Genomic DNA, 14,311 nt, shown 5'->3' with positions numbered 1-14,311 from the left:
AGTACTTCAACACGACTTCGGAGTACCTCAACACGACTTTCAAGTACTTCAACACGACTTCGGAGTACCTCAACACGACTTTCAAGTACTTCAACACGACTTCGGAGTACCTCAACACGACTTTCAAGTACTTCAACTCGATTTTGGAGTACCTTAACACGACTTCGAGGTATCTGTTGCTTATATAGCAGTCCTAAATCATTCGTAAGAATTTGAGATCGTTTTAATCCCCCTGTAGTCCCCCCTTCGTAAGATACAGTGTATACACAAGTTTGAAATAGCTGAATAACTAGGGTTTTACCCCACCCTAACCCTCCCCGTATGTATTGGGGAGGGAACTAGATTTCTTTTTTCCCCCTTGGAAAGCAGGGCTGTTTCATTCCCTAAAAAGCGTTACAAATCAAGGGCTATAGCGATTGCAAGCATCAGCTAAAATGCTATATGTCTTTTTTGTTTCTAAACCATGAATTAGATATCACAATTTCCTAAAACAGGGCTATTTGTCAGGAAAGTGAGATATTTATACTGAGGGATTCATAAAAACTTATTTAAGAAAATCTTTTGTATATATATACTTGTCGTTAAGAAGTATTAAGAAATACTTATTAAAAAATATTGCAATAGCTTGATTTAATTGCTAACGTGTGTACAGCGATGCTGATGAACGCTCGGATCTAGGAGAAATAAAATCTATGAGCTATACCCATTCAGCCAAGTGTGTTAGGCTTTGACGGGTTAAGAATGAGAAATTTCTGCCTCGTATAGACAATTATGAGGGATTGCAGATTAACCAAGAAATATCTCGTTGCTAAAGGCTTAGTTTCAGTTTGATTTCAATTGCGATTGATTATTTGTCTTACGTTGTGCCGACAAGCAAGTAGCCTTGCTTGTGTGTATCGGCATAACGAAGAGTTTGGTAAGACTTAAATTTTGGAGAATAAAACTAATGGAGATTCAAGGTAAAGTTGCCCTAATTACAGGGGCTTCGCGTGGAATTGGACGAGCGATCGCCCTGGAACTAGCGCAACAAGGCATCAAACGGATGATATTGATAGCACGCGATCGCCGCAAGTTAGTGGAGGTAGCCAACGAAATCGAGGCTATGGGTACAGAAGCTGCGATCGTGGCCTTAGATTTAACGCAGACAATTGAAGTACATATCGCTGTTGCCCAACTATGGCGCAATTACGGACAGATTCACCTGCTAGTTAATTGTGCGGGAGTCGCATATCAAAGTTCGTTTTTGCAATCTAAAATGCCTCAAGTTCAAGAAGAACTCTCTGTGAACTTGTTAGGAATGTACAACCTCACTAGTTTGATTGCTCGACGCATGGCCAGCCAAAGACAAGGGACAATTGTCAATGTATCGAGCCTGATGGGGAAAGTGGCTGCACCAACGATGGCGACATACTCAGCAACCAAGTTTGCCATCTTAGGATTTACCCAAGCCTTGCGCCAAGAATTAGCTGAACATAATATCCGCGTCATTGCATTATTGCCTTCCCTGACAGACACAGACATGGTGCGCGACTTAAAATTATTTCGCTGGGTGATCCCCATGACTCCCCAGCAAGTGGCTAAAGCACTCGTCATCGGCATGCAAAATGATTCATCAGAAATTTTAGTCGGATGGCAAAGTCATTTAGCCATGTTGTGTCAACGGCTCGCTCCTTGGTTGTTAGAGCTAATTTTACGAATAGCAACACCACCAGCACCAAAAAGACTACGGTTTATTGATAAACTTATCCCTTCGCGTAGTGTCTCGTAGAGAAGGGGAAACGCCGAAGGCGATCGCTGACTCAACACTCCTGAATAAACTTCTCCGAAATCTTCAGTTTTTTGGCTTTACCCTTGTGCAAAAAAGTAAAGCTTGCAGTGCCAAGAAATGCTAATAAGCTGAAAGTAGAAGTAGATTCAGGAACAGACTTGGAATTCTCAATTTTGATAACTTGTCCTTGCCCTGGCTCATCGCCTCGGTTTGTCACGTAAATAGCATCATCAGCACCAATAGTTAAAGCAGTAGGAGACTCTAATCCATTGCCACTAAGAATAGTTGTGCGAGTCCCATCCTTGGCTATTTTAATTACAGAACCATCTAGATTACCTTTCCAGAGTGACTGATTAGCGTATTGCAAAGCATATAAATTACCCTTACTATCAAAAGCTAAGTCAGTAAGTTGGGTAAAGCCATCGGTATAAACTGTTGGTTTATCATCAGCACCAACTCGGTAGATTTTTGCTTTACCTTCTGGAAAAGGAAAACCAGTTAATTGGCTAATATAATAAGCGCCATCTGGGCCTTTAGCAATATTTGTGGGTACTGCTTGGATTTCTAATGGCGATGACGATGCACCAGAGGGAAGAATCGGATTAGTTAATGTCTGGCGGGGAATTGTGGCGATCGCTTTTAAATTACTTCCATCAGTCCCTACGCTGAGTAACTCATTAGCACCAGTATCAACTGCAACAATCTTATTTCCATCTAAAAGAAGAGAGAAGGGATTGCTAATTAGATCGCCTCCGTCGGAATTATTTGCAAGTTCATAATTAGCTAAATCAGCCACACTAGTCCAGGAATTTGTATTGAAATTAGCAGTGATGATTTTTCCTAAGTCAGTGTTACCTAATGTGGCTCGAAATGTGGGATCAGAAGCATACCCAACTGCAATATAAGGCTTACCACTGGCATCAAATTTTATATCATGAGGCCCAGCAGTATCAGTACCATCTGGTAATGCCAAAGAAGGAAGCCCTGTAAGTATACGCTCTTGTGTACCATTTCCAATTTTTGTCACAGCACCAGTTGTGCCATAACATAAAGATTGACCTGCGGCACTCGGTGAAGGAACACAAGCTCCATTTCCGCCTGTTCCTGCTTCCGTGACGTAGAGGTTGTCGTCAGGGCCAAAAGTTAGACCCCGTGGACTATTAAGATTGTCGGCAATTACTGAAAATGATGCTGCTTCTGCTGCTTTTATTCCTGAAAAAGTAGCAATACAAACACTCAAAAATGTAATTCCAAATTGTTTTAGTTTCATTAGACATCTCCAGAAATTAAATTTGCGTCAAGATAGAATAAAAAATTTTATCTTGATAAATCCTAATATTTACTGTGTTTTTAATTTCTTAATTTCGAGTTGTATCATACCATTTTCAAAAATTTTTGCAACATAATGAATTGGCTGTAGGGGCGTACAGATGTACGGCTATATCAGTAAAATCAAAGAGGTCACGTGTATATTTTCTTTGCGTACCTATATAAATGTGATATCCAAAATGTTGAATTACACAGATATTGTGTGACTACAAGGCGATCGCAGTTTGCATCAATAGATAAAGTTGTAGATCAGAAATTGCTGTGGGATCGCATAATTAGACATACCTTGTTTCGGAGCAATCAAAAATGCTTTCCTTCCCCACAACCCTGACTCCTTTGCCCGAAATCATTGATGGCTTGCCGAATATTTCTGGTTGGGAAACAGAGGTTCTCTCTGTAGTTAACCACAATCAACCAGTATTTTTAGCAACAACGAATATCCGCTTAGAAGACGTAAATGCTGTGTTTGCGATCGCTTTACACATGCACCAGCCAACTATACCAGCTGGGAATGGCGGTACACTGATCAGCAATCTGCAATATATGTTTGAACATCCAAACGTTGGGGATAACCACAATGCAGATCCTTTTGCCCATTGTTACAGCCGCATGGGTGACATGATCCCCGAACTTGTAAATCAAGGTTGCAATCCGCGTGTGATGTTGGATTACTCTGGTAATCTTCTGTGGGGACTGCGGCAAATGGGACGCGGTGATGTTCTGGATAATCTTAAACGTATCACTTGTGATCCAACCTACCAACCTTATGTAGAGTGGCTAGGTACAATGTGGAGTCATGCAGTTATTCCTTCCACACCCATAGCAGATATTAAATTGCAGATAGTTGCATGGCAACATCACTTTGCCGCAATTTTTGGCTGGGAAGCACTAGCGCGAGTTAAAGGATTTTCGCCCCCAGAAATGCACCTACCAAATCACCCGGATACTCTCTTTGAATTTGTGAAAGCGCTGAAAGAATCTGGATATCGCTGGTTACTTGTTCAAGAACATTCTGTAGAAACTCTTACTGGTCAATCTCTGATTCATAAACATTTACCACATCGTCTGATTGCCCGTAATTCTCAAGGTGAAACAATTAGTATTACAGCTTTAATTAAAACCCAAGGTTCCGACACGAAATTAGTTGGTCAGATGCAGCCTTATTATGAAGCGAAAACATTATCTAAACAACAAATTGGCAATGTGTTTGTACCACCAATAGTTAGCCAAATTGGCGATGGTGAAAATGGCGGCGTAATGATGAATGAATTTCCTAGCGCGTTTAAACAAGCTTGGTGGGATATGGTAAATAATGGGGGAGGAAAATCAGGTGTAGTTGGGATGTGTGGTACAGAATATTTAGAATTAATCGAAGCTGCTGGATGCAAACCTGAAAATTATCCAACTTGTCAGCCAGTGGGACAACATCAAATTTGGGAGCAAGTTTCACCAGATAATATTCAACCACAAGCTGTAGAAAATGCCATTCAAGAATTAAAGCAAACAAACTCTAATTTTCACATGGATGGAGCCTCGTGGACAAATCATATTAGTTGGATAAAAGGATATGAAAATGTGTTGTCTCCCATGTATCAATTAAGTAGTTTATTCCATCAAAAGATTGATCCATTACTGCAAACTGACTCAGCAGAACCTATTACTAGACAATCTCAATACCGTAACGTTCTCCTATATAATCTTTTGCTGCAAACTAGTTGTTTTCGTTATTGGGGACAAGGTGCTTGGACTGACTATGCACGGGAAATTTATCAACGTGGCGAAAATTTATTGCAGATGAATTAGAACTCTTGTAAAAGTGTTTTGTGATATGATTGGGGGTTGGGTAATTTGCAAGGAGTAAATTTGATTAGGAGTGAAAATAGAGAGAGCCAAACAGCTTACTTCAAAGAAATTTAAGCCTATGACCAAAGTAAGTCGTCGAACGTTTGAGTTAATGGTTGATGTAGTGAAGGCTGATGCTCAAAAGAAGAAGAAACCACGTCGCCGTTTTAAACTAATTATTGAAGACCAAACTGCAAACAAGGTGATTTTGAAACTGCATTAACTGCAAATAAAGGCAGGGCTGTTTCATTCCCTAAAAAGCGTTACAAATCAAGGGTTATAGCGATTAAAAATTGATTACTTTGTTACCAGCGTGCCGATAAAATGAACAATTTTACTGTTGTTTAAGTGCTTAAAAGTTCATTTCCTTGTCACCCTCACTTACAATTTTTTTCGCTAACCATCTTGACAAATCCTATTTAAGATGGAATGAAACAGCCCTGCAAATAAAGGGGGTCTCAAAACCACATTATTTGCAAATGAAACTGCAAACATAATTTTCAAACCACATTAACTGCAAATAAGCCGTAACCCTTACGGTGATTTAGTTAGGGGATTTATAGCCCCAAAACTGTCCAATTTATGCATTGAGAACCTAGCCATTTGTGCTTTTATGCAATCTTGGCTACTGAGCCTAAGTGGGGAGTAAAACTGTTCAACCAATTGCCATGATGCTTTTACATCTTTTGATGGGTAGACAAAGACTATAACAGGTGATACATCTTAATAAATACTTGAATGTAGTTGTACGTATGGCTGTAATAAAACAGTTAGAGCCAGCAGCGTTGGTGCGAGAAACACGACAGCGGCTTGAACTCTCGCAAGTCAAGTTTGCTGAGAAGCTGGGCGTTTCCTTTCAAAGCATCAATCGTTGGGAAAATGGGCGGACAAAGCCTATGCCAATTGCATTGAAGCAAATAGAGTACTTGCTGCATCAGATGGGTGAGACGGGCAAAGATTTGCTGGTTAAATACTTTTGTGAGTGAGGCTGGAGACGCGATGAGCCATAATTCCCACCCCTGTGTTGCTTCAGGCAATGGTTCGTCTCAAAGCATGACCGAAGCAGGTGTCCAATTCACAGCAGAAGCAGCGAGTTGTCCAACTCAACTGCCCAATTTAGCCTTGGAAATCCTTGATAGTAGCGATGACTGCATCAAGGTGTTGGATTTAGACGGGCGACTTCTGTTCATGAGTCGCAAAGGGCAATCTTTGCTAGGCATCCAGGATATCACGTCTTTCCTCAACACCTCCTGGGTGAATTTCTGGCAAGGAGCCGACCAACAAGCCGCCATCAATGCGATCGCCAAAGCCAGAGCAGGGGAAGTTTGCACGTTCCAGGGCAATCGTCCGATGCTGAACGGCGAACCGAAGTGGTGGGATAGCAAAGTCAGTCCCATCCGAGGAGCAGACGGACAAATAGAACGGTTGTTGTGCATTTCGCGAGACATCACGGCTCGTCAGCGTGCCGAAGCAGAACGCCAGCAAATGGAAGCAGCCTTACGAGCATCAGAAGAACAATTTCGCCTATTCGCCATTGCTAGCTCAGACACGGTGTACAAGATGAGCGCAGATTGGCGCGAGATGCGTCTGCTCGAAGGTAAGAATTTCCTTGCCAGTACCCAGCATTCCAGCCAGACATGGCTAGAACAGTACATTCCTTTAAAGGAGCAGTCGCGGGTAATGTCCGCCATTGAGTCAGCCATCCGGACAAAGAGCACCTTTGAATTAGAACACCGGGTGATTAAATTAGATGGGACAGTCGGCTGGACATTTTCTCGGGCGATTCCGCTGCTGGATGCCCAAAATGAAATCGTTGAATGGCTGGGAGCTGCCAGTGATATCACCGATCGCAAGCAGACAGAATTGCTGCTGGTTGAGCAGAAACAACTGCTGGAAATAATTGCTGCGGGTACGCCGTTAGAAGACTGTCTTAGGGCTGTGTGTACCTCAGTCTTCAAGCTAAATTCTCGTGTGTGCGCCTGCTTTCTGCTAACAGATACTCAGGGCTTAACGTTTTCTCGATCGATTACCCCCGATCTTGCCCCCTCGTTTGGGCAAGGACTGCAAGATACCCCGATTAATGACTTCTGCATTGGCACCTGCGGCGAAGCGGTGTATCGCGGTCAACCCATCACCTGCATTGATATTGCCAACGACGATCGCTGGTCACAGGAATGGCGAGAGCTATGTGTGGCTCACGGCATTCTGTCCTGTTATTCCACGCCAGTCGTTGGCATTGAGGCTGTGCCTTATGGATCGCTGATGCTTTGTTTCGACCAGGCGCGAATGCCAACCAACTGGGAATATCAGCTCGCTGAGTTCGGCACTCAAATTGCCAGTATTGCCTTTGAGCGCGATCGTGCGACTCTGGCTTTGCGTCAAAGTGAAGCTTTTAATCGCAGTATCGTTGAGAGCATCTCAGACTGTATCAAAGTCTTAGACCTTAATGGCTATTTACTGACGCTCAATAAACCAGGACAATGCCTGCTAGAAATTGAAGACTCCTCGTCTTTAATTGGCGCGTTGTGGGTTGAGTTTTGGCAAGGGCCACTGCGCGAGAACGCGGCTGAGGCAGTCCATACGGCAGTGGCAGGAGGAACAGGTCGATTTAGCGGCTACTGCCCCACGATGAAAGGGACTCCTAAATGGTGGGACATTGCGGTAACGCCAATCTTGGATGTCACAGGCAAGCCGAAGGAATTGTTAGTGGTCTCACGTGATATTACCGATCGCAAACAAGCCGAAGCTGCGATCGCAACCGACCTGAAAGATACTCAACTGCTGCGTGACCTGAGCGCACGACTCGTCAGCGAAGACAGCATTCAAGTGCTTTATCAAGAGATTATCTCTACCGCGATCGCCCTCACACGAGCCGATGCTGGCACGGTGCAGATGCTCGATCAGACGACCCAGGAGCTATTGCTGCTGGCGACCCAGGGCTTTGATCGCACGATGACCAATCATTTCTACCGTGTCAATGCCAGTTCTCATACCTCCTGCGGCATCACGCTGCAAAATGGCAATCCCACCTTTGTCGATTTTGATGTGCCAGAGAGCGAAGACCCCGACGGCTCATGTCGAATGCACGTGGAGGCAGGCTATCTCTCAGCCCAGTCCACGCCGCTAATGACTCGTTCGGGCAGAGTAATTGGCATGGTTTCAACCCACTGGCGCACTCACCGCCGACCCAGCGATCGCGAACTCCGATTTCTGGCTTTGCTGGCCCGTCAAGCCGCTGATTTGATTGAGCAACGGCAATTTGAGCAGGCATTGCGCCAGAGCGAATCGCGCTTCCGCCTGATGGTAGAAAGTGCCAAAGAATATGCCATCTTCACCCTCGACTTGAATGGCGTTGTCACCAGTTGGAATGCGGGTGCCGAACGCCTCCTGGGTTATTCAGAAGTCGAAATTGTCGGTCGCAACGGTCGCATTGTCTTTACGCCAGAAGACAACGAACAGGGACAAGCCGCTCGCGAGATGCAGTTGGCTCTAACGCAAGGACGAGCAGAAAACGAACGCTGGCATTTGCGGCAAGACGGCAGCTGCTTTTGGGGCAGTGGATTGATGATGCCATTACAGGACGAAGCGGGCACGACGCAAGGATTTGTCAAAATTATGCAGGACAAAACCGCCGAAAGACAAAATGCAGCCGAACGCGAACAGCTTTTGCAGCAGGAACAAGCCGCACGAGTCGAAGCCGATCGCGCCAACCACATCAAAGACGAATTTTTAGCTGTGCTGTCTCATGAGTTGCGATCGCCCCTCAACCCAATTCTCGGCTGGACTCAACTGCTGCGTAACGGTAGCTTGGACGCAGCCAAAACTGCTCAGGCAATTGAAACGATCGAGCGCAACGCCAAACTTCAGGTGCAGTTGATTGAAGACTTGCTCGACCTCTCTCGCGTCTTGCGCGGCAAGTTGAGTTTGAATGTCATGCCCGTCAATCTGGATCAAGTGATTCTGGCTGCATTAGAAACGGTGCGCCTCTCTGCGGAAGCCAAATCACTGCACATTCAGACGACCCTTGCACCGCTAACCCGACCCGTAAACGGGGATGCCGGACGGTTGCAGCAGGTCGTGTGGAATCTGTTATCAAATGCTGTGAAGTTCACGCCCAAAGAAGGTCAGATTACCATTACACTCACCCAAACCGCAAACGCTGCTCAGATTCAAGTCACCGATACCGGCAAAGGCATTCATCCTGACTTTCTGCCTGATGTGTTTGAACACTTCAGGCAAGAAGATAGCACCACGACCCGCAAATTTGGTGGCTTGGGATTAGGATTGGCAATCGCTCGGCAAATTGTGGAACTGCACGGCGGCACGATTGGGGCGACAAGTGCAGGCGAAGGACAAGGGGCAACCTTCACAGTTCAGCTACCGCTGCTAAACACCAGCAACACGCCTGCCCCAATTGAACCGCTGGCGACCCCGCGACCTTTAGACTTGCCACTCTCGCAAGTGCGAGTGCTGGTCGTTGACGATGAAACCGATACCCGCGACTTAACGGCGTTTGTCCTAGAGCAAGCAGGTGCAATCGTGACGGCGGCTCCATCGGCAGTTGCAGCATTAGAGCATCTGACTCACTTAGAATTTGATGCGTTAGTGAGCGACATTGGGATGCCAGAACTGGATGGATATGCGCTGATGCGTCAGGTGCGGCAACGTTCACAGGGCATTCCAGCCATTGCGCTGACCGCTTATGCCGCAGAAGCAGATCAGCAGCAAGCCTTGCACACTGGGTTTCGACAGCATTTAGCCAAACCTGTGGACCCAGAAGCTTTAGTGCAAGCGATCGCCACTTTGTGTGGACGCGAGCAAGCGGGAAGGGGATGAATCAGCAGGTATTGCCTGACCAAACCTGGGCACGACAGATGTAGGTGGATGATGGTTGCAGGTTAACCCTTATAGATGTAGCGAACTGCAAACATAAATCTGATAAAAGAATCAATTTAATCCAATAATTTCAGATATTAATCAATAACTGAAAGAATGTTTAGTGCCATCTTTTTAGTTGGCGGTAAGCGAAGCCATGCCGTAGGCTTATCGCTAGATAATACTTGCTAAAACACAATGACAACCTCTTACTATTTTAATGTCCCAAAATGGAAATTAAGATAACCCTCAATCATCCCACAAAATATTTATGCAAGAGTTCTATTGAACAGGGGATGGAAACTAGTACAGCTTGGCATAAACAAACATACCATTCAAAATGACGCGAAAGCCCGGAATACAATACTTTTGACTTTTGACTTCCGCCTTGCGGTACTAGGGAGTTGATTTTGGAGAAAATGCTCCCCAAGTTTGTTAAATATGTTTTGTATCGTTAGATACAGCAAAAAATAAACAACCAGGTGAATCGTGATTTAGTTCAAGTAAGTGGGAAGTCTAAATGTAAGTTAATGGGTGCTGATATCTGAATTGAATTAGCACGCTAGTACTCAAACTTACGAGAAGGTGGCAAGTAGTTGTGTTTCGAGTTGTTGTTGGTCATAGTGACGATCCTGATTCTCAAAATGCGATCGCTGAAGTTCTTCAAGAATGTAGCCGTTCCCTTGCAGGAGCAATTCCTCAGGCTGGACTTTTATTCACTGCTATAGACTTTGACCATGCGTTAATTTTGCAACGCATCCAGGATGCTTTCCCCGCAATTGAGTTGATTGGTGGAACTACAAATGGAGAAATCTCCTCAATTCTGGAGTTTCAGCAAGATTCTCTAACTTTAATGCTGTTTGCTAGTGATGATATGGAAATTCGGGCAGGTATTGGACGAGGAGCATCCAAAAATCCAACCCTTGCAGCCCAAGAAGCGATCGCCCAAGCAAAGGCAAAGAGTGTCTCCTTGCCACAATTGTGCCTCACCTTTCCTGATAGTCTGACGAGCAATGGGGTCTTGATTTTAGATGGTTTAAAACAAAGTTTGGGAGAGGATGTTCCGATCATTGGAGGAATGGCTGCCGATGATTATACCTTTGATAAAACCTACCAATTCTTCCAGGGTGAAGTCTTAAGTGATTCAGTGCCAGTGCTGCTGTTCTCTGGACAACTATTATTTTCCCACGGAGTTGCCAGCGGTTGGACTCCTATCAGTCAACGTAGCCGTGTAACTAAAGTTAATGGCAACGTAGTCTATGAAATTGATGGACAGCGTGCCTTAGATTTTTACCAGCACTATCTTGGTGAAGAACGATTTGCGGCTAACTATGCCATCCATGCTCTGGCGGTTTTTGAGGATCAAAACCATTTTTATATGCGGGCACCCAATGGTTACGATCAACAATCTGGTAGCGTTACCTTCTTCTCTGATATTCCTGAACAGGCAGTTGTACAAATCACCGATGCAACTCGTGACAATATTCTGTCAGCTTCTGAGGCATCCCTAAAGAATGCTCTTGCGGATTATCCCGGTGTGGAGCCAACAGCAGCGTTACTTATTTCCTGTGCAGCCCGGCGGCGAATTCTGGGAACTCTGGCAAAACTTGAGTATCAGCTTGTAAAAACTCATTTATCAGAGGCATTACCTTGCTGTGGTTTCTACGCTTACGGTGAAATTGCTCCTTTGATGAGCAAAGGTCAAACGCAATTTCACAATAAAACATTTGTCACACTACTAATAGGGACAAAATGAGTAGTGTATGGATAACCAAGACGATTCCATACAGATCCAAGAGTTGGAAAAGACAAACCGTATCTTGCAAAAAAAGCTGGAACGCTGCGAAGCTGAACGCCGCCAACTAGAAACTGACATTAGCACAAAGGAATTTTTATTGAAGAAAGTCATTTGTGAGTTAGAAGACTCTCGCACAGACTTGCAGCATAGAAGCCAAGAGTTAGAAAATACGTTAGATAGTTTGCATAAAATGCAAGCTCAAATGATTCAAAACGAAAAGATGTCTGCCTTGGGTCAAATGGTGGCAGGCATTGCTCACGAAATCAACAATCCTGTTAGCTTTATTTACGGAAACCTCAGCCATATAAAGCAATATACCCATGATTTACTACGACTGGTCGAGCTTTATCACCGTTACTTCCCCAACCCACCTGCTGAAATTCAAACCGAAAGCAAAACCATCGATTTAGACTTTCTAAAAAAAGATGCGATTATGGTATTGGACTCAATGAATATTGGGACGGAGCGTATCCGAGATATTGTGCTTTCACTACGTAACTTCTCGCGCCTAGATGAAAGTGAGTTCAAAGCAGTAGATATTCATGAAGGCATCGACAATACTTTGATGATTTTGCAGCACCGCATCAAAGCCACTGACAAAAGTCCAAAGATTCAGATTATCAGAGACTACGGTAATTTATCCAATGTAGAATGCTACGCCGGACAGCTAAACCAGGTATTTATGAATATTATAGTAAATGCTCTCGATGCCCTTGAAGAACTCAATACCAAACGAACTGATCAAGAAATCCGAGATAATCCCAGTTGGATCACGATTCGTACCTCTGTCGTTGATTCAGAATGGATAAAAATTGCGATCGCAGACAATGGTTCTGGGATTCCCGAATCGATTCAAAAACAGATTTTCGATCCCTTTTTCACAACCAAACCTGTTGGTAAGGGAACAGGAATGGGAATGGCTATCAGCTATCAAATCATCACCAAAAAACATGGTGGCAAGTTAGAATTTTTTTCCACACCTGGAAAGGGAACGGAGTTTGTGGTTCAAATTCCTATCCAGCAGAAAATTTGTCTAATCTAACGCGACGTTATGATGCGTATTCTGAATTCTGAATCAATCAAACTAAAGGTAATAAAATTTCAAATTTTGTACCTATACCAATCTGTGAATGGAAATTTAATTTTCCGCCATGTCTGACGGTGATAATTCGGTAACTTACTGCTAAACTAGTATTTTTACCATTTTTTGCTTCCAGAGAAAAAGACTCCATAATTTGCTGTTGCAATTCTTGAGATATTCCCGAACCATTGTCAGCAATGCGAATTAATATCCAACGAGAATCTGGTGCATCTAGGCTGCTTGCTTCTTGCGAAATAACTTCTGTGGTAATCTCAATTCGGGGTTTTTGAACAGTATTTGTCTCTTCTAAATGTAGCTGCTGTCGCACTCCTTCATTGAGTAAAGTATCCACAATTTCACTTAAAATATTCATCAAAACCTGGTTTAATTGCCCCATAAAGCAATACACTGGAGGTAATTGACCGTAGTATTTGACAATTTCAATTTCTCCTTGAAGACGGCTATTAATTAGTAAAATAATACTATCTATACAGGCGTGTAAGTCTACTGGCTTGGGATAAAGCTCATCAATATGACAGAAATTTTGCAAGCTAGTAACGAGTTTTTTTAATCTTTCCGCTCCCGTGCGAATACTAGCAAGCGATCGCGACAAATCTTGTTCTAAAAAATCAAATTCAATCTCTTCTTTAATCTGATTAATTGCCGGAGAAACTGATGATAACTCTTGCTCGTAAGCCGCTATGAGTTTGAGTAAATCTTGACTGTAGTTTGAAACATAAATTATATTACCCCAAATAAAACCTACTGGGTCTAAAATTTCGTGGGCTACGCCGTCCACTAAACGTCCCAAATTTGCCATTTTATCATTTTGAATCATTTGGGCTTGACTGCGTTCATAGCGGATCAAATTGTCGATCCCCCGAATTTGCCAAGAAATAATATTTAATTCTTGGACATCTAATAATCTATAAGCACCAGATTCCGTTTGTACGACAATTGGTTCTGCCAATAATTCAGGCGATCGCTTTAAGCTAAGTTGCATTGTTGTTAAAATCGATGTTGTATCGCTAACAAGCAACATCGGTGTCCGCACATAGCTGTAGAGAACAGCTAATGGTTGCTGAACAAATAACTCTTGTCCGAATGGGCGAATCAAAAATTCCAGTAGTCGCCGCCGCGAAATCATTCCAATAAACTGTCCCTGTTCTACCAAAATTACTCCTGGTAGCAGGGGGTATTTTTCCAAAAAACTAGCCACTTCCATCCCGGTGTGGTTGATTTCCACCGAGAAGTTGTACATTGGTAGTTCTTGGAGGGTTGAATCTAAACTAAGATCGCGATCGCTACCCTCAGACAAAAATGGCGGTGAGATTTGGCAACTAAATTCTTCTGGCACTAGACACCCTGATTTTTTCAAAGACAGGTAAAGAATAAGTTAATATTTTACATTCTGCCACCCTTAAAATCCGGTTTTAGTTTAGGTATCTAATAAAACTAGTGGTCTATCAATCTAAAAATCTTTTTTAGGCGACTGGAAGTAATTGGCGTGCGATTTCCGGTCTGGGTGGAGAATATTGAAAAAGCGATGTCTACGACGGGCTACGCCTACGCAAGCTAAACTAAAAATAACCTTTACCAAGAGTGCAAAGGTAGCGTT

General features: G+C 43.6%; 8 protein-coding genes and 1 pseudogene. 7 read left to right on the top strand and 2 right to left on the bottom strand.

The genetic code is table 11. The features are described from left to right. Positions 1–946 precede the first annotated feature (946 nt). On the top strand, positions 947–1,768 hold the full coding sequence (locus V7K56_RS36860) for an SDR family NAD(P)-dependent oxidoreductase (protein WP_334919132.1): 822 nt from the start codon (positions 947–949) through the stop codon (positions 1,766–1,768). Between the two features lie 31 nt (positions 1,769–1,799). On the opposite strand, the gene V7K56_RS36855 is transcribed toward V7K56_RS36860, so the two are convergent. After that, positions 1,800–3,038 carry a ScyD/ScyE family protein gene (locus tag V7K56_RS36855; protein WP_334919130.1) on the bottom strand — a complete coding sequence of 413 codons (1,239 nt, stop codon included), beginning with the start codon at positions 3,036–3,038 and terminating at the stop codon, positions 1,800–1,802. Positions 3,039–3,403: 365 nt separating this feature from the next. On the opposite strand from V7K56_RS36855, the gene V7K56_RS36850 reads away from it, so the two are divergent. The 6 genes and pseudogenes from V7K56_RS36850 to V7K56_RS36825 all read left to right on the top strand — a co-directional run bounded on the left by V7K56_RS36850 (position 3,404) and on the right by V7K56_RS36825 (position 12,654). Next, on the top strand, positions 3,404–4,900 hold the full coding sequence (locus V7K56_RS36850; RefSeq protein WP_334919128.1) for a glycosyl hydrolase family 57: 1,497 nt from the start codon (positions 3,404–3,406) through the stop codon (positions 4,898–4,900). Positions 4,901–4,970: 70 nt separating this feature from the next. Continuing rightward, a pseudogene (locus tag V7K56_RS36845) lies at positions 4,971–5,129 on the top strand (IS5/IS1182 family transposase); the annotation flags it as partial. Positions 5,130–5,691: 562 nt separating this feature from the next. Then, positions 5,692–5,925, top strand: a complete 234-nt coding sequence (locus tag V7K56_RS36840) for a helix-turn-helix domain-containing protein (protein WP_334919126.1) — start codon at positions 5,692–5,694, stop codon at positions 5,923–5,925. A 13-nt stretch (positions 5,926–5,938) separates the two neighbouring features. Continuing rightward, positions 5,939–9,775 (top strand): PAS domain-containing protein, encoded by a 3,837-nt coding sequence (locus V7K56_RS36835; protein WP_334919124.1) that lies wholly within the window; start codon positions 5,939–5,941, stop codon positions 9,773–9,775. Between the two features lie 637 nt (positions 9,776–10,412). Beyond that, positions 10,413–11,570: an FIST signal transduction protein gene (locus tag V7K56_RS36830; protein WP_334919122.1), complete on the top strand. Its 1,158-nt coding sequence runs from the start codon at positions 10,413–10,415 to the stop codon at positions 11,568–11,570. A 7-nt stretch (positions 11,571–11,577) separates the two neighbouring features. Beyond that, the gene (locus V7K56_RS36825; RefSeq protein ID WP_334919120.1) at positions 11,578–12,654 is read left to right on the top strand and encodes a sensor histidine kinase; all 1,077 of its coding nucleotides are present in this window, start codon (positions 11,578–11,580) and stop codon (positions 12,652–12,654) included. A gap of 37 nt (positions 12,655–12,691) precedes the next feature. On the opposite strand, the gene V7K56_RS36820 is transcribed toward V7K56_RS36825, so the two are convergent. After that, positions 12,692–14,050, bottom strand: coding sequence for a sensor histidine kinase (locus tag V7K56_RS36820; protein ID WP_334919118.1), 1,359 nt, complete (start codon positions 14,048–14,050; stop codon positions 12,692–12,694). Positions 14,051–14,311: the final 261 nt, after the last annotated feature.

The sequence above is a fragment of the Nostoc sp. genome (assembly GCF_036917535.1).
In the GTDB taxonomy this organism is placed as follows: Bacteria; Cyanobacteriota; Cyanobacteriia; order Cyanobacteriales; family Nostocaceae; genus Nostoc.
This window is presented reverse-complemented; position numbering and strand designations above follow the sequence as displayed.